This window comes from Solibacillus sp. FSL H8-0538 (genome assembly GCF_038003525.1).
Classification (GTDB): Bacteria; Bacillota; Bacilli; order Bacillales_A; family Planococcaceae; genus JBBOPI01.
Map to the genome: position 1 here is coordinate 865,145 of NZ_JBBOPI010000001.1, position 16,418 is coordinate 881,562.

17 protein-coding genes are annotated in these 16,418 nt (G+C 39.2%); 11 read left to right on the forward strand and 6 right to left on the reverse strand.

What is annotated here, in order from left to right; translation table 11 throughout:
• Positions 1–4: 4 nt before the first annotated feature.
• A complete protein-coding gene (gene rnjA, locus MHH87_RS03925; RefSeq protein ID WP_340748024.1) occupies positions 5–1,672 on the reverse strand; it encodes a ribonuclease J1 in 1,668 nt (555 codons plus the stop codon).
• 5 nt (positions 1,673–1,677) lie between these two features.
• Positions 1,678–1,887 (reverse strand): DNA-dependent RNA polymerase subunit epsilon, encoded by a 210-nt coding sequence (locus MHH87_RS03930; protein WP_340748025.1) that lies wholly within the window; start codon positions 1,885–1,887, stop codon positions 1,678–1,680.
• 381 nt (positions 1,888–2,268) lie between these two features.
• Here MHH87_RS03930 and MHH87_RS03935 point away from each other — a divergent pair, with 381 nt between their 5' ends.
• Positions 2,269–3,039 (forward strand): Cof-type HAD-IIB family hydrolase, encoded by a 771-nt coding sequence (locus tag MHH87_RS03935; RefSeq protein ID WP_340748026.1) that lies wholly within the window; start codon positions 2,269–2,271, stop codon positions 3,037–3,039.
• 89 nt (positions 3,040–3,128) lie between these two features.
• On the opposite strand, the gene def is transcribed toward MHH87_RS03935, so the two are convergent.
• The gene (gene def / locus MHH87_RS03940) at positions 3,129–3,686 is read right to left on the reverse strand and encodes a peptide deformylase (protein WP_340748027.1); all 558 of its coding nucleotides are present in this window, start codon (positions 3,684–3,686) and stop codon (positions 3,129–3,131) included.
• Positions 3,687–4,072: 386 nt separating this feature from the next.
• On the opposite strand from def, the gene pdhA reads away from it, so the two are divergent.
• The 6 genes from pdhA to MHH87_RS03970 all read left to right on the forward strand — a co-directional run bounded on the left by pdhA (position 4,073) and on the right by MHH87_RS03970 (position 10,560).
• A complete protein-coding gene (gene pdhA, locus MHH87_RS03945; RefSeq protein ID WP_445683075.1) occupies positions 4,073–5,185 on the forward strand; it encodes a pyruvate dehydrogenase (acetyl-transferring) E1 component subunit alpha in 1,113 nt (370 codons plus the stop codon).
• A gap of 3 nt (positions 5,186–5,188) precedes the next feature.
• On the forward strand, positions 5,189–6,166 hold the full coding sequence (locus tag MHH87_RS03950) for an alpha-ketoacid dehydrogenase subunit beta (protein WP_340748029.1): 978 nt from the start codon (positions 5,189–5,191) through the stop codon (positions 6,164–6,166).
• An 18-nt stretch (positions 6,167–6,184) separates the two neighbouring features.
• Positions 6,185–7,540, forward strand: a complete 1,356-nt coding sequence (locus MHH87_RS03955) for a dihydrolipoamide acetyltransferase family protein (RefSeq protein WP_340748030.1) — start codon at positions 6,185–6,187, stop codon at positions 7,538–7,540.
• A 4-nt stretch (positions 7,541–7,544) separates the two neighbouring features.
• A complete protein-coding gene (gene lpdA, locus MHH87_RS03960; protein ID WP_340748031.1) occupies positions 7,545–8,957 on the forward strand; it encodes a dihydrolipoyl dehydrogenase in 1,413 nt (470 codons plus the stop codon).
• A 537-nt stretch (positions 8,958–9,494) separates the two neighbouring features.
• Positions 9,495–9,908, forward strand: coding sequence for a CidA/LrgA family holin-like protein (locus MHH87_RS03965; protein WP_340748032.1), 414 nt, complete (start codon positions 9,495–9,497; stop codon positions 9,906–9,908).
• The gene (locus MHH87_RS03970; RefSeq protein WP_340748033.1) at positions 9,871–10,560 is read left to right on the forward strand and encodes an LrgB family protein; all 690 of its coding nucleotides are present in this window, start codon (positions 9,871–9,873) and stop codon (positions 10,558–10,560) included. Before MHH87_RS03965 ends, MHH87_RS03970 begins: the two co-directional genes overlap by 38 nt.
• 226 nt (positions 10,561–10,786) lie before the next feature.
• On the opposite strand, the gene MHH87_RS03975 is transcribed toward MHH87_RS03970, so the two are convergent.
• Positions 10,787–12,256, reverse strand: a complete 1,470-nt coding sequence (locus tag MHH87_RS03975) for an aminotransferase class I/II-fold pyridoxal phosphate-dependent enzyme (RefSeq protein ID WP_340748034.1) — start codon at positions 12,254–12,256, stop codon at positions 10,787–10,789.
• Positions 12,257–12,397: 141 nt separating this feature from the next.
• Between MHH87_RS03975 and MHH87_RS03980 the strand changes: the two genes are divergently transcribed.
• The gene (locus tag MHH87_RS03980) at positions 12,398–13,357 is read left to right on the forward strand and encodes an NAD(P)H-dependent flavin oxidoreductase (RefSeq protein ID WP_340748035.1); all 960 of its coding nucleotides are present in this window, start codon (positions 12,398–12,400) and stop codon (positions 13,355–13,357) included.
• Positions 13,358–13,378: 21 nt separating this feature from the next.
• Positions 13,379–13,651, forward strand: a complete 273-nt coding sequence (locus MHH87_RS03985; RefSeq protein ID WP_340748036.1) for a UPF0223 family protein — start codon at positions 13,379–13,381, stop codon at positions 13,649–13,651.
• A 461-nt stretch (positions 13,652–14,112) separates the two neighbouring features.
• Here MHH87_RS03985 and MHH87_RS03990 read toward each other — a convergent pair whose 3' ends face one another.
• A complete protein-coding gene (locus MHH87_RS03990) occupies positions 14,113–14,739 on the reverse strand; it encodes a YktB family protein (protein WP_340748037.1) in 627 nt (208 codons plus the stop codon).
• Between the two features lie 121 nt (positions 14,740–14,860).
• Here MHH87_RS03990 and MHH87_RS03995 point away from each other — a divergent pair, with 121 nt between their 5' ends.
• Together MHH87_RS03995 and MHH87_RS04000 are read left to right on the forward strand one after the other, a co-directional pair.
• Positions 14,861–15,058 (forward strand): hypothetical protein, encoded by a 198-nt coding sequence (locus MHH87_RS03995; protein WP_340748038.1) that lies wholly within the window; start codon positions 14,861–14,863, stop codon positions 15,056–15,058.
• Positions 15,059–15,203: 145 nt separating this feature from the next.
• Positions 15,204–15,995, forward strand: coding sequence for an inositol monophosphatase family protein (locus MHH87_RS04000; RefSeq protein WP_340748039.1), 792 nt, complete (start codon positions 15,204–15,206; stop codon positions 15,993–15,995).
• 123 nt (positions 15,996–16,118) lie between these two features.
• Here MHH87_RS04000 and MHH87_RS04005 read toward each other — a convergent pair whose 3' ends face one another.
• Entirely contained in the window at positions 16,119–16,334 is a 216-nt protein-coding gene (locus MHH87_RS04005) for a DUF5325 family protein (RefSeq protein WP_340748040.1), read from the reverse strand.
• Positions 16,335–16,418: the final 84 nt, after the last annotated feature.

Genomic DNA, 16,418 nt, shown 5'->3' on the forward strand with positions numbered 1-16,418 from the left:
TAACCTAGACTTCCATAATGATCGGTAAAATCATTGGGCGACGTTTTGTTTTTTCGTATAAATACGGTCCTAAAACGTCAGTAATTTCATTTTTAAGCTCAGTCCATTGTGTAGATTTCTCTTGAATGGAGTTGTTTAAATGGTGATTTAGCATTTTCTGAGCTTCGTTAATCATCGTACCAGATTCACGCATGTACACGAATCCGCGAGAAATGATGTCAGGACCAGAAACGATTTTATTTCTTTCCATATCCACACTAACTACAACGATTACTAACCCTTCTTCAGAAAGAATGCGACGATCGCGTAGTACGATATTGCCTATATCTCCAATGCCGTTGCCGTCGATGTATACATCACCTGAAGGTATGCGACCTGTAACTTTAGCTTCGTTAGCACTTAGTGCTAGCACGTCACCATTTTCCATAACAAATGTACGGTCAAGTGGTACGTCACATGAAGCAGCAAGCTCCGTGTGGATTTTTAGCATGCGGTACTCGCCGTGGATTGGCATAAAGAATTTTGGTTTCATTAAGCGTAGCATAAGCTTTTGCTCTTCTTGAGAACCGTGTCCAGATGTATGGATATTGTTTAATGCGCCGTGGATGACTTCTGCGCCTGCACGGAACAGTAAATTAATAATTTTGTTTACGCTCAATGTGTTACCTGGTACAGGTGAAGATGAGAAGATAACAGTATCACCAGGCTGAATTTGAATTTGACGATGCGTACCATTTGCGATACGAGATAACGCAGCCATAGGTTCCCCTTGAGAGCCAGTACATAAAATCATAACTTCATTGGCAGGTAAGCGATTTAAGCTTTGTACATCAACGAATGTTTCCTTCGGTGCTGTAATATAGCCCAGCTCACGACCGATTGTAATGGCATTGTCCATTGAACGACCGAAGACAGCTACTTTACGACCATATTTTACAGCGGCATCTGTTGCCTGCTGTAGGCGATGGATATTTGAAGCAAATGTTGCGAAAATAATACGACCATCTACCTTACGGAAAATATCATCAATACTTTTTCCTACAGTTCGTTCTGACATTGTGAAATCTGGTTTTTCAGCGTTTGTACTATCAGATAGTAAACATAAAACACCGTCACGACCAATTTCAGCCATTTTTGTTAAGTTTGCTGGCTCGCCAACAGGAGTAAAGTCAAATTTAAAATCACCTGTATGCACGATATTGCCTGGTGGTGTTTTAACAACGACCCCGAATGCATCTGGAATACTATGCGTCGTACGGAAGAAACTTACAGAAGTTTTACGGAATTTAATCACGTCTTCTTCTTTAAATTCTATTAACTTAGTCGTACGAAGTAATCCGTGCTCTTCCAATTTGTTTCTTAGTAAACCTAATGCTAATTTACCACCATATACTGGTACGTTTACTTGACGTAAAAGATAAGGAATACCACCGATATGATCTTCGTGACCATGTGTAATGAATAAACCTTTAATTTTATCGACATTGCGTACTAAATATGTGTAGTCAGGGATAACATAATCAATCCCTAATAAATCATCTTCTGGGAATTTAATACCGGCGTCGATTAATATAATCTCGTCCTGAAATTGAACTCCGTATGTGTTTTTGCCGATTTCACCCAGTCCGCCAAGTGCGAAAACAGCCGCTTGATCATTCTTAACAAATTTCATATGGATTAAGCGTTCTCCAAACGGAAATTCGGACTAGCTTGTTCATACTCTAAGTAGTTGCCTTCTAAAAGCTGAACAAGTTCAATGTTATAATTGCGGTCTTTTAAGTAGTGGCGCACTTCGCGTTCAGAAGATGCCTCTAGATAAAGAGTTTTTGTGTTTTCGCGAACTGGAATGTCAGTGATGCCTTCTTGATAATAAACTTTGTAAATCATAGTTACTCTCCTTTAAGTACGTACATTATTGTTGCATTTACGATTACGGTGCAAAAAAATTGTGTATTTCTGTTACTTATATAGAATACGTCAACGAAAAGTAAGCGGAAAACGACGATGCAACGTAAAACAACGTATCGATCTGACGATTACAATAAATGCATTTCCTTTATATTATCATGCGACTCCTTTAAAATAAAGAAAAGCCCTTCAATTTGTGAAGGGCTTAGGCAATTGATTTTTTTCCGAGGATGCCATTTAACCGTTTCAACCATTTCTTTTTGAGCCGTTTCAACATGGTACATCACTCCTTACATTCATTATACGGAAAATTCTGAAATTTGTAAAGGGCGGACAAAATTAATATGAAAGGACTTTTATATGAAAAATATTCTATTTTTTGATGTGGACGGAACGCTTTTTAATAGTCAAAAGAAGTTACCGGTATCTGCTAAAGAGGCGATTTTTAAAGCCCGAGCAAATGGTCATGAAATTGCAATTGCAACAGGCCGCGCTCCGTTTATGATTAAACAGCTACTAAAAGAGCTTGAGATTGATACATATGTAACGTTTAATGGTCAGTACGTTGTTTATAAAGGGGAAGTCATTTTTACTGATAGCATTCCGAACGTGGAGCTAGAAGAAATTATAGCGTACGGTGCTGAGCGAAATCATCCAGTAGTCTTTCTGGATGATCGCAAAATGATTGCATCGGTAGAAGGCAATGTTGCCATTCAAGAAAGTTTAGACACACTACGTTACCCTTATCCTGAAATGGATGCGCAATTTTACTTAAATAGTGCTGTATATCAAACGCTACTATTTATAGAAGAACATGAACAGCAACAATATGAAACGCGCTTTCCCAATGTGGAGTTTGTGCGTTGGCATGCAAAATCATGTGACATGCTTCCTAAAGGGGGTTCGAAGGCGCGCGGGATTGAAAAAATATTACAACATATTAGTGTGCCGATTGAACAGGTTATGGCATTTGGTGATGGGTTAAATGATGTGGAAATGCTGCGAGCAGTTGGTATCGGTGTTGCGATGGGCAATGGACATTCAAAAGCGAAAGAAGCTGCCGATTTAATCGCAGGGCATGTAGATGAAGACGGATTATACAAAATAATGAAGAAATTGATGTTGTTTTAAGAAGAACGCAATGTAAATTAAATCTATATGTTTATCAAAAAAAGGAATTGCGCCCTGTGAGTTACTCAGCGAGCGCAATTCCTTTCTAATTATTCGCGGTCAAATGGTGCTGCATCCGGGATAGAGGCGAATGGATCTTCCTCGTTAATGCGATCATAGAACATGACGCCGTTTAAATGGTCAAGCTCGTGCTGAAATGCGATTGCTGGTAGACCAATAAGGCGGATTTTTTGTTCTTCACCATCTATTGTGAAAAATTTTGCCGTAATACGTGCGTAACGAGGTACATAACCAGGTACATTGCGATCAACTGATAAACAGCCCTCGCCGCCAGAAAGATAGGTTTTTTCAACCGAATGGCTAACTATTTTAGGGTTGATTGCAACTAAACTTAATTGCTCGCCCTTTTCATCTTCTAAATGCAAGGCGAACATGCGCTTTAAGCTATTAATTTGGTTCGCAGCAAGACCTATGCCGCCGCGTAAACCATATTGTTCAGCTATTTCAGGGTTCTGACTATTGATTAAGTATTGAAGCATGTTCTCCGCCAATTGGCGATCTCCTGCTGTTAATGGGAATGTCATTTCTTCTGCGCGTGTACGTAGGGTTGGATGACCTTCACGAATAATATGTTCCATTAAAATCATTTGAAACTTCCTCTCACTTTCAACTTATATAATAATTATACATCACTAAAATGGTCATTCAACGAAAAAAACTAGCTATTAGAAACATTTTTATATTTTATTGTTGGAAATAAAACGATTCGGGTAACAATAGAAGGGTGTGATAAAATGCTTCTTAAAGCTTTCTTGGGAAAACTATTCAAGGCAAATGATTACCACTATTATAGTACAGGAAGTGATTTAATATATAACAGTAATTTAATTCGAGAAAAACGTAATTTCTATGAAAAAATGTGATTTTAAACAAGAATCAATGATTGACCGATGTCGTTTTATTCATTATACTCGGATATATAGTTTATTGTACTAATGGGAAATGTTATTTTTCTAATACAGTTAAGAAGGGGATGTGCAAAATGACAAAACAATTTGATCCGACAGTAACGTTACAGGAAATTGAAGATAAGTTTCAAATGTTTCAAATTTTAAACGAAGAAGGGGAAGTTGTAAACGAAGAAGCGAATCCAAATTTATCGGATGAAGAACTGGTAGAGCTAATGACGCGTATGGTGTTTACCCGCATTTTAGATCAACGTTCAATTTCACTAAATCGCCAAGGTCGTTTAGGTTTCTATGCGCCAACAGCTGGTCAAGAAGCATCGCAACTGGCATCTCAGTTTGCACTTGAAAAAGAAGATTGGATTTTACCGGGTTACCGTGATGTGCCGCAAATTTTCTGGCATGGCTTACCATTATGGAAAGCATTTTTATTTAGCCGCGGTCATTTCATCGGCAATCAGGTACCAGAAGGTGTAAATGTATTAGCACCACAAATCATTATTGGTGCACAGTATATTCAAGCAGCTGGTGTTGCATTGGGCATTCAAAAGCGTGGCAAAAAAAATGTTGCGATTACGTATACGGGTGACGGCGGTTCTTCACAAGGTGACTTCTATGAAGGTATTAACTTTGCGGGTGCCTTTAAATCGCCAGCGATTTTCATCGTACAAAATAACCAGTTTGCGATTTCAACTCCACGTGAATTACAAACAGCAGCAAAAACAATTGCGCAAAAAGGGATTGCTGCTGGAATACCATCTATTTTAGTTGATGGTATGGATCCACTAGCGGTATACGTAGCAACACGTGATGCACGTGTGCGCGCGGTAAATGGCGAAGGACCAACATTAATTGAAACAATGTGTTACCGCTACGGTCCGCACACGATGGCAGGGGATGACCCAACACGTTATCGTACGTCTGATACAGATAATGAGTGGGCAGCAAAAGACCCAATCGTTCGTTTCCGAAAATATTTAGAAGTGAAGGGTTTATGGTCACAAGAAAAAGAAGAAGCAGTTATTGAACGTGCTAAGGAAGAAATTAAAGAAGCGATCAAACTAGCAGACCAAGCACCAAAACAAAAAGTAACAGAACTAATGGATAATATGTATGAGGGCGATATGCCTTATAACTTACAAGAACAGTATGCAATCTACAAAGAGAAGGAGTCGAAATAAGCGATGGCACAAATGACGATGATCCAGGCGATTACAGACGCACTACGCTGTGAATTAAAAAATGACGAAAACGTTTTATTATTCGGCGAAGACATTGGCGTAAACGGAGGCGTATTCCGTGCAACGGAAGGGCTTCAAAAGGAATTTGGCGTTGACCGTGTTTTCGACACACCACTAGCAGAATCAGGGATTGGTGGTTTAGCAATTGGTCTTTCTCTACAAGGTTTCCGTCCAGTTCCAGAAATCCAATTTTTCGGTTTCGTATATGAAGTAATGGACTCGATTAGCGGACAGCTTGCACGTTTACGTTACCGTTCTGGCGGTACGTATCATGCACCAGTTACGATTCGATCTCCTTTTGGCGGTGGCGTGCATACTCCAGAAATGCACTCGGACAGCTTAGAAGGCTTAATGGCACAGCAACCAGGTTTGAAGGTTGTCATTCCGTCAACGCCTTACGATGCAAAAGGTTTACTTATTTCATCAATCCGTGATAATGATCCGGTTATTTTCTTAGAGCATTTAAAATTATATCGTTCATTCCGTGAAGAAGTTCCAGAAGAATCGTACACTGTGCCGATTGGGAAAGCGGATGTGAAGCGTGAAGGAAAAGATTTATCGATTATCGCTTACGGTTTAATGGTACATGAAAGTTTAAAAGCCGCAGAAGAATTAGAAAAAGAAGGTTATTCTGTAGAAGTAGTCGACCTTCGTACAATCCAACCTTTAGATATTGAAACTATTATTGCATCTGTAGAAAAAACAGGTCGTGCAATTGTTGTGCAAGAGGCGCAAAAGCAAGCAGGAATCGCAGCGAATGTCGTAGCTGAAATTACAGAACGTGCGATTTTAAGCTTAGAAGCCCCTGTTTTACGTGTAGCAGCACCGGATACAATATATCCATTCCCACAGGCGGAAGGTGTTTGGTTACCGACTTTTAAAGATGTAATGGAAACAGCAAAAAAAGTTTTAACATTCTAAGAATAGAGGGTGAAATAGATGGCATTTACTTTTCGTTTACCGGATATCGGAGAAGGTATTCATGAAGGTGAAATCGTAAAGTGGTTCGTAAAAGCGGGCGACAAAGTTCAAGAAGATGATATTTTATGTGAAGTTCAAAATGATAAAGCGGTTGTAGAAATACCTTCTCCTGTAGAAGGTATAGTTGAAGAAATCTTTGTTGGCGAAGGAGTAGTTGCTATAGTTGGTGATGCGTTAATTCGCTTTGACGCACCGGGCTATGAAGATTTAAAACTAAAAGGTGACGATCACCATGAAGCAAATACGGAAGCGCAAGTACAAGCAATAGTTGAAGCGGGACAAGACGTTGTGAAAGCTGAGGCGCCGAAAGAAGCACCTGTTGCAGTGGAAGCACCGAAGTCTGAACCTGCTATGGAAGTAGAAACATCTACTAAACGTATTATTGCGATGCCTTCTATTCGTAAATTTGCACGTGAACACGAAGTTGATATTCAACAAGTTGTTGGCTCAGGTACAAATGGTCGAATTTTAAAAGAAGATGTTGAACAATTTATGAACGGTGGCCAAGTGGAAGAAGTATCGACAGCGCCAACAAACGCACAAGTTGATGCGATAGAAACTATTGAAACTACTGAAACGAAAGTAGCGCCAGTTGTGAACCTTGAAGGTGAATTCCCGGAAACACGCGAAAAAATGTCAGGTATTCGTAAAGCGATTGCAAAAGCGATGGTACACTCAAAACAAACAGCTCCTCACGTTACGCTAATGGATGAAGTAGACGTAACGGCGCTTGTGGCACACCGTAAACGCTTTAAAGATATCGCAGCAGAACGCAACATTAAATTGACATACCTTCCTTACGTTGTTAAAGCACTAGTATCAACATTACGCGAATTCCCTGAGTTTAATCGTTCATTAGATGATGCGACACAGGAAATTATTCAAAAACACTACTATAATATCGGAATTGCTGCGGATACAGAACGAGGTCTATTAGTACCGGTTATTAAACACACAGATCGTAAATCTGTATTTGCAGTTTCGAGTGAAATTAATGAACTGGCAACAAAAGCACGTGATGGTAAGCTGGCACCGCATGAAATGAAAGGTGCATCGATGTCAATTACGAATATTGGCTCAGCTGGTGGACAATGGTTTACGCCTGTAATTAACCATCCAGAGGTGGCGATATTAGGAATTGGAAGAATTTCAGAGAAACCAGTAATAAAAAATAGTGAAATTGTAGCTGCACCTGTGTTAGCATTATCATTGAGCTTTGACCATCGCATGATCGATGGTGCCACTGCGCAAAATGCGTTAAATCATTTAAAGCGTTTGCTAAGTGAGCCAGACTTATTATTAATGGAGGCGTAAACAAATGGTAGTAGGAGATTTTCCAATCGAGATTGATACTCTTGTTGTAGGGGCAGGTCCAGGAGGGTATGTTGCAGCAATTCGTGCAGCACAAACAGGACAAAAAGTAACAGTTGTAGAAAAAGGTCAATTAGGTGGCGTTTGTTTAAACGTTGGCTGTATCCCATCAAAAGCTTTAATTTCTGTAGGTCACCGTTTCGAGCAAGCAAAACATTCAGATGACATGGGTGTAGTAGCTTCAGAAGTGAAACTTGACTGGGCAAAAGCACAAGAATTCAAAGATGGTGTAGTGAAAAAATTAGTAGGCGGCGTTGCAGGCTTACTTAAAGGCAATAAAATTGATGTAGTAAGCGGTGAAGCTTACTTCGTAGACGCAAACACTGTACGCGTAATTAACGAAGATTCAGCACAAACATATACATTTAAAAATGCGATCCTAGCAACAGGTTCTCGTCCGGTAGAAATTCCGACGTTCAAATTTACGAAGCGCGTAATTAACTCAAGCGGAGCACTTTCTTTACCAGAAGTTCCTGGTAAATTAGTTGTTATTGGTGGCGGTTACATTGGAACTGAGTTAGGTTCAGCATTTGCTAACTTAGGTTCTCAAGTGACAATTATTGAAGGCGGTAAAGACATTTTAGCTGGCTTTGAAAAACAAATGACGCAAATCGTGAAAAAAGGCCTTAAAAAGAAAGGCGTTGAAATTGCAGTAAACGCTTCTGCTAAAGGTGTTGAAGAAACAGAAACTGGCGTTATCGTAACTTATGAAGTAGGTGGCGAAGAAAAGAACGTGGAAGCAGATTATGTGTTAGTAACTGTAGGTCGTCGTCCAAACACAGACGAAATCGGCTTAGAAGCAGTTGGTATCGAGTTTGCAGAACGTGGACTTCTTAAAGTGGATAAGCAATGCCGTACGAATGTTCCGAATATTTATGCAATCGGTGATATCGTTGCAGGTCCTCAGCTTGCACATAAAGCGTCTTACGAGGGTAAAGTAGCGGCGGAAGCAATTGCTGGAGAACATTCTGTTGTAGATTACCTTGCAATCCCTGCTGTATGCTTTACAGATCCAGAATTGGCTACAGTTGGTTTAAACGAAGAGCAAGCAAAAGCGGAAGGCCTTGAAGTGAAAGCTGCTAAATTCCCATTCGCTGCAAACGGTCGTGCTTTAGCGTTAAATGCAACTGACGGTTTCGTGAAGCTTGTTGCGCGAAAAGAAGATGGTTTACTAGTAGGCGCTCAAATCGTTGGTGCTGGGGCATCAGATATGATCGCTGAAATGGGCTTAGCTATTGAAGCAGGTATGACAGCTGAAGATATCGCTCTTACAATTCACGCTCACCCAACTTTAGGTGAAATTACAATGGAAGCTGCCGAAGTATTACTGGGCAACCCAATCCATATCGTATCTAAATAATACTTAATGTAAGCCTTTCACATTCTATTAGAGTGTGGAAGGCTTTTTTATTGTGAAGGAAATTCACTAGCGTTGCACGAAATAAATAGTGAAAATTCAAATTTCCATTAACAGTAAAATCGAGTCAGAAAACAATAGATAGAATATTCTTCCTGTTTATTTAAGCCCTTCACTATTATCTGTACTTGATTAAATTATCTCAAAAAAAGCCAAGCGATATTGTAAAATCACGAAATCGATGATACAACATATCCAAAAATATGTGCAAAATGGATCGGATATCGCTTGCTGACGCTTATTATCGAATATGTCGTATAGCGCTTTGCTCAATTGTGCGCATCCTGTGTTAAAAAATGTAGTGACGTAAAACGAAACGCCGACAGATTCTACCTACTGAGAATTTATTAAATGAAAAAAATGAGTCTCGTAGCAAGAGCAGATTTCGATAGTGAGCCTTTATTATATAACTAAAATTAATAGACAGAATTTTCAGGCGAGCGTACAATATAAGAACAAAATGCAAAGGGGGGACAAAGAGTGCGTGTACTTCGAATTATGGCGCAAATCGCTATTTTATTTGTTTACTACTATATTGGGACATTAATAGTAGATTTTACAGGTATTATAATTCCTGGTAGTATCATTGGGTTAGTTTTATTATGGCTAACTCTTTACTTTAAACTAATAAAAGTAGAATTTATTCAAGATGGAGCTGGTTTCTTATTAGCTTTTTTAACATTATTTTTTATTCCTTCAACAGTAGCGGTGGTCAATTATCCAGAGCTATTATCGATAGCCGGAGCGTACTTAGTCATTGCGGTAATTGTTAGCACAATATGTACAATTGTGATTACGGGGAAGGTAAGTCAATTTATTGAGAAACGTGAAAATCAAGAAAAGGAGGCGACTGACGTTGTTGCAACTCCTTCAAATGCTAGTCATCATCGTTAGTACTGTTGTTCTGTTTGTGCTGTTAAATAAATTGTATTTAAAAGTGGGAAACCCATTTTTACTACCTATATTAACGGCTACTATTATTACGGCTGTTGTACTTTTATTGTTTAATATTCCGTACGATACATATATGGAAGGTGGACAGTGGATTTCGAGAATGCTAGGTCCGGCTGTTGTAGCCTTAGCCTTCCCGCTTTACAATCAGCGCTCAATTATTTTGAAATATAAATATTCTATATTAATTAGTTTAGTCGTGGCGATGATTTCTGGGTTAGTAAGCGTATATTCGTTTTTAAAGCTAACGAATGCAAGTACATCATTTTTATTGACATCCTTACCGAAATCATTAACTACGCCAGTTGCGATGCAAGTAAGTGAATCCATTGGAGGGATTGCGCCGTTAACAGTCGTACTTGTAATGGTTGCTGGATTTACAGGGGCAATTCTCGGTCCGTTTGTGTTTAAAATAGCGCGAATTGATACAGCAATTAGCCGTGGTGTGGCAATGGGAAGTGCAAGTCACGGAGTAGGATTAGCGAAATTAAAGGAATACGGGGAGCAGGATTTATCGATTGGCTCGCTCTCAATGGGATTAAGTGCCGTTTTAGGTGCCTTTTTATGTCCGCTATTTGCAATGTTTTTTATGTAAAAAACTCGGCAGCCAAAAGTGGCAGCCGAGCTTACTATTTGTTAAGGAAACTATAAAATTTCGCCATGTGGATAACATACAAAAAAAGTAAATGCAACGTCTAGGCTAAGCGCCAGCCCCTCGAGGTCGCGGTCTGCCCTCTGCCGAAAGTGGTGAAGCGTTTACGTTCGCTTCGGGCTCGCAAGCCGCTTGTCGGGGCTAAACAGGCGCTTTAGCGCATTTGTTCCTAGTAAATTGCTTTGCGTTCCTTAATAACACGAATGGTTTTTAATGTATCATCTTCTGGTCCTTGAACAGGTAGTCCTGCTGCAATATTCATTTGAATATAGTTTATGTTATCTTGCGTAATTATTTCCCCAGGAATAAAAATAGGAATCCCAGGTGGATACACCATTATAAATTCAGCGCAAATATAGCCCTCTGCTTCTGCTAGTGGAATGCTTTCGGTTTGTGCATAAAACGCATCACGTGGTGTCATCGCAAGAGCAGGGATTTCGGGAATATTGACATTCGTTTCTTTAATGGCTGCTTCTGAATCAAATGCTTTTGACATACGTGTTAACGCATTGATAAGTAGATTTATTTCTTTCTTCGTATCCCCTAATGTTACAAGACATAATATATTGTATAGGTCCGATAATTCGACCTCGATATTGGCGTTGTGACGTAGCCATTCCTCTGCTTCATGTCCTGTGATACCAAGATCTTTGACGCTAATTAATAGTTTTGTAGGATCCATATCAAATGTAGCGGATGAACCCAACTTTTCTCGTCCAACACAATTTAAATGAGGAATCGAATTAATGCGTTTACGTGAATCTTTTGCTAAACGAATTGCTTCGTCAAGTAAATCATAGCCATGAATCGCAAGTTGACGACGAGCCGTGTCAAGAGAAGCAAGTAATGGATAAGAAGTTGATGTTGTTGTAAGCATTGAAAATACCGCTTGTACTCTCTTAGCCGATACTAAACCTTCACGCACATTTAAAATTGAACTACCAGTCATAGAGCCACCCAGCTTGTGAACGCTTGTTGCCGCCATATCTGCGCCAGCTTGCATCGCAGATAACGGTAAATCATCATGGAATTTGATATGTACACCATGTGCTTCGTCTACGATTACTGGAATATTATGTGCATGTACAATATCGACAATTCGTTGTAAATCGGCAGCAAAGCCAAAATACGTTGGGTTTATTACAAGTACTGCTTTTGCATCTGGATATTTATCGAGTGCTCTTTCAACTGATTCTGGAGAAATTCCGTGAGAAATACCAAGCTCAGAATCTACCTCAGGATGAATGAAAATAGGAATCGCTCCAGCGAATACAATTGCAGACATAATAGATTTATGAACATTCCGTGGTACTAAAATTTTATCGCCTGGACCAACGACGGTCAGAACCATCGTCATAATGGCACCACTAGTACCTTGAACGGAAAAGAATGTGTGATCAGCACCAAAGGCTTCTGCAGCAAGCTTCTGCGCTTCCATAATTGCACCTTTTGGCGAATGTAAATCATCTAGTGGAGCGATATTAATTAAATCTATTGATAAAACGTTGTCGCCGACGAACTCTCGAAACGCCGGGTCCATTCCTTGACCTTTCTTATGACCTGGAATATGGAACTGAATCGGATGTCTGTTTCGATGCTTGAGTAAAACGTCGAACAATGGAGTCTCTAACTGTGACAACGCAGGTACCACCTCACTTAAGTAAATTTTTAAAAACAAATGAATTATAGCACCTATTAAAGTATGTGACTATATAAAATTTACAAAAAAACAAAATAGTTAACATGATGTGATTAATAAAAAATGAATCGGGGGATAAAAATGCATTGGCGAACACGTGTAACACAGTTATTAAATGTCGAGTATCCTATTATTCAAGGTGGTCTAGCGTATTTAGCGTATGCCGAGCTTGCCGCAGCAGTGTCGAATGCAGGAGGACTCGGACAAATAACGGCAATGAGCTTAGCTACGCCGGCTGAGCTGCGGGCAGAAATTAATAAAGTACGAGCGTTAACAGATAAACCTTTTGGTGTAAATTTTGCAATTGGTCAGCACGGTACAGGCTACGAAAAAATGGTAGAAGTTGCGGGGGAAATGAATGTGCCAGTTGTAACAATGACAGGAGGCAATCCTGCGCCAATTTTTAATATTTTAAAAGGTGCGCCATGTAAAAAAATGGTACTTGTTGCGGCGCGTCGACAAGCACAAAAGGCAGAACAACTAGGTGCAGATGCTGTTATGGTTGTAGGGCAAGAAGGAGGAGGTCACTTAGGGCGTGACGATGTCGGTACAATCGTTTTAGTGCCACAAGTGGTAGATAGTGTCTCAATCCCTGTAATCGCTTCTGGAGGCATCGGAGACGGTCGAGGATGGATGGCTGCACATGCACTAGGAGCAGAAGGGATTGAAATGGGGACACGCTTTATTGCAACGAAAGAATGTGTCCATGCGTCGAAGGAATATATTGATGCACTGCTTGCAAGTACAGAAGCTGATACAACGGTAATTAAACGTTCGCTTGGTGCTCCGGCACGTGCCATTCGCAATGACTTCACGGAGCAAATTTTACGACTAGAAGCGGTGACACCTACATATGATGCGTTGAAAACCTATATAAGTGGAGCGGCTAATAAGAAATTCATCTATGAAGGGAATCCTGAACAAGGTTTCGGCTGGGCTGGCCAAGTAGCCGGAATGATTCAAGATGTGCCGTCTGTTCAACAGTTAATTAGCCGAATGGTTGCGCAAGCAGAGGCAATCCGTTTAAAATGGGGACAGTAATTGAAAAGGTAGGTAACGAATATGGAATATTCATACCCATTATCGACGGATTGGTCGACGCAAGAAATGGTAGATGTTGTAAAGTTTTTTGAAGCAGTAGAAGCAGCTTACGAAAAAGGCATCAAACGCGAAGTTGTCATGGCGGCATATCGCAGCTTTAAAGAAGTTGTTCCTTCTCAATCAGAAGAAAAAACACTTTGCCGTGAATTTGAAGAAGTGAGCGGTTACGTATGCTTCCGTGTTGTAAAATTAGCGAAAGAACTAGCTGACGGACAAATTGTTCGCATGCGTTAAAAAAAGAAAGGGTTGTACTAAAAGTGAGAATTTTCACTTTTGGTACAACCCTTTACTACAGAAAAAAGTGGTAATCAAAAAATATTGCGGCTGTCGACAGTGCTTTTTTTTCTTAAACGTCTTTTTTATATATTGTTCTACAATATTTGTTAGTGCGTACACTGTATCAAAGCTATCGATCGGGAATTCGGCTAATACAAATTCAGTACCTAGTTCTTCACATACCTCGTTACACTTCTCTCCGATTTCAAAAAAACTCAACGTCTGCTATTCAAGATAACAATTCAAAAGTAATAAAACCACATTTTGCTTCTTTATGTACATCATATACAAGGATGATAATAATTATCAATTAGGTTAGGCAAAAAAAACAACAAAAAAGGCAACAAAAAAAGCTAACAAACATTGAACAAAATGTAATGTTTGTTAGCTAATTGTGCATATTAATAAAAGACTATCGTTTACTTGCCAATAATTACATTATAAATCGGTAGTAACGCGTCAAAAGTTTCTTCTGTAAGTGCTGTGAATTTTTCTGGTGACATTTTAATTGCATCTTCAGCAGCAATATGACGTCCAACTAAAAATTCACCTTTTTTCACATCACGTAAACGGGTAATAAGCTGTTCAAGCTTTGCATCACGTGCCTCAGCAAGCGTAATCGCATCTGGAGACATATGATCACCTGAAACGATATAGTCGTCTGATAATGCGTCAAATAATTCGAGATGATTTAATAACCGCTGTGCCATCTCTTGCTTTTGGGGAGCTTCGTAAATAATTGCAGTTACGATAAATAAATGCGTACCCCATAAGCCAATTTGGAAATGAGGTAATGCTTTATAGCCTCGTTTATAGGGTGCATAAGCTACCCAAGAATCTTGCGGCGGGTTCACAGTGCGTCTGGCATGTTTAGCGACATGTGGAAAAAACTCATCACCAGTTTGTGCGCTGAAATAAGAGGAATATACTTCACCTAGTTGGTGAAATTTAGGTCTAATAATAGAAGTTAATGCGTCCATTCTATCGCTCAATCCATTTATTTGGAAAACGCTGAAGTCTTCAGAAGTCCATTGTATTTTATTCAATTTTGATAACTCCTTTCGATTTATATGTTTATTTTATTAACTTTTTGGGAAAAAATCAGATAACAAAAACTTTCGAGAATGACAAAAAGTTTTTCAAAAAAATAATAAGGAAGTGATTTTAATGAAACAGATGATTAAAATTATACGCAAAGTTGATATTGAAAAGCAATACGAAGAAATTTTACGTTTAGAGCTGGATTATGAACTTGCTTCTCTTTATTCTGCGATGAACGAGCAAAATATTTCTGATATCGAAAAAGCGAAAAAGCGTCTAACGGAAATTCAGGGTGAGCTTGAAGGTTTACATGCATATGCGTAATAAAAAGTTTATACCAAAATAAAAAATCACTTGCTGGATATTCGGACAGCAGGTGATTTTTGTTATACTAACTGATATATATAGAATATTTAGTTAACTAAATGTGGTAAATTTATATATATTGTTGTTGAAAGGTGGATGCTAGGTGGATTTTAAACGTTTAGATGAATTTGCAAAAGACATGCTTTTTGAAGCGGGGAGACGCATCCGTGAATCGTTCTCCTATGATTTAGAAATTGAAACGAAATCAGGTGCCAATGATTTAGTAACAAATATTGACCGCGAAACAGAGTTATTTTTTATTGAACGCATTAAAACATTTGATCCATCTTATCGAATTCTGGGTGAAGAGGGAATGGGGGAAAAGGTTGATAATTTAGATGGCGTTGTGTGGATTATTGATCCGATCGATGGGACGATGAATTTTGTGAAGCAACATCGACATTTTATGATTTCAGTGGGCCTGTTTGTAGACGGTGTTGGTAAGCTAGGGTACATATTTGATGTAATGCGCGAAGATTTATTTTATGCGATTGCTGGTGAGGGTGCTTGGTATAATGACTCCCCATTGCGCAAACTACAGCCTGTCGTAATTGAAGAAGCGGTTATTGGGATAAATGCAAGCTGGGTGACGCCGAATCCTAAAATTAACCATGAAAAATTGATCGAATTAGTACGGGCAGTTCGAGGGACACGCTCGTATGGCTCTGCTGCAATGGAAATTGCCTTTGTGGTGAGTGGCAAGCTGGATGCGTATATTTCAATGCGCCTTGCACCTTGGGATATTGGCGGTGGAACAATTATTGCTAAAGAAGTTGGCGCAATAGCAACGAATTTACATGGGGAATGGTTTGATTTCTTATCCAATGATACATTCATTATTGCCAATCCTCATATTCATCAATTAATCTTGGACAAGTATATAGAAGAAAAATAAAAAATGACCTCGGTGTAGCTTGCGCCGAAGTCATTTTTTGTAGACGCGTAGGAATAACTTACTTATCTACATAAGTAAGGACAGCATCTAACCCTATTTTGGGCGAGATGTGTCTTTCTAACATTATAGAAGACCTTGCTCACGGAATTTCCGTTTTGTTTTGAAGCCCATAATAAAGATGCAACACATCGCAATAATACAAGCAACTATGCCGATAAAACCTAACATATCAAAATCTGTCCCAATCATTCCGATTAAGGCAACAGAAAATCCGATACCCATCATTGATAAAATGGCTGCGAGTGTATAAATGAACATAACTACTTTTGCTTTATTCATTTTAATCCTCCCCAAAATAAGTAAATATGTTATAAAAAATTGAACATAAATTTTCCGAAAAGACATTTCATCTTTCTTGTGCTA

What these genes read in the sequence shown, in the direction of transcription:
- MHH87_RS03930 (WP_340748025.1), bottom strand. Translation starts at nt 1,887, where the DNA reads ATGATTTACAAAGTTTATTATCAAGAAGGCATCACTGACATTCCAGTT.
- MHH87_RS04005 (WP_340748040.1), bottom strand. Translation starts at nt 16,334, where the DNA reads ATGAATAAAGCAAAAGTAGTTATGTTCATTTATACACTCGCAGCCATT.
- lpdA (WP_340748031.1), top strand. Translation starts at nt 7,545, where the DNA reads ATGGTAGTAGGAGATTTTCCAATCGAGATTGATACTCTTGTTGTAGGG.
- MHH87_RS03985 (WP_340748036.1), top strand. Translation starts at nt 13,379, where the DNA reads ATGGAATATTCATACCCATTATCGACGGATTGGTCGACGCAAGAAATG.
- MHH87_RS03955 (WP_340748030.1), top strand. Translation starts at nt 6,185, where the DNA reads ATGGCATTTACTTTTCGTTTACCGGATATCGGAGAAGGTATTCATGAA.
- pdhA (WP_445683075.1), top strand. Translation starts at nt 4,073, where the DNA reads ATGTGCAAAATGACAAAACAATTTGATCCGACAGTAACGTTACAGGAA.
- MHH87_RS03995 (WP_340748038.1), top strand. Translation starts at nt 14,861, where the DNA reads ATGAAACAGATGATTAAAATTATACGCAAAGTTGATATTGAAAAGCAA.
- MHH87_RS03950 (WP_340748029.1), top strand. Translation starts at nt 5,189, where the DNA reads ATGGCACAAATGACGATGATCCAGGCGATTACAGACGCACTACGCTGT.
- def (WP_340748027.1), bottom strand. Translation starts at nt 3,686, where the DNA reads ATGATTTTAATGGAACATATTATTCGTGAAGGTCATCCAACCCTACGT.
- MHH87_RS03935 (WP_340748026.1), top strand. Translation starts at nt 2,269, where the DNA reads ATGAAAAATATTCTATTTTTTGATGTGGACGGAACGCTTTTTAATAGT.
- MHH87_RS03980 (WP_340748035.1), top strand. Translation starts at nt 12,398, where the DNA reads ATGCATTGGCGAACACGTGTAACACAGTTATTAAATGTCGAGTATCCT.
- rnjA (WP_340748024.1), bottom strand. Translation starts at nt 1,672, where the DNA reads ATGAAATTTGTTAAGAATGATCAAGCGGCTGTTTTCGCACTTGGCGGA.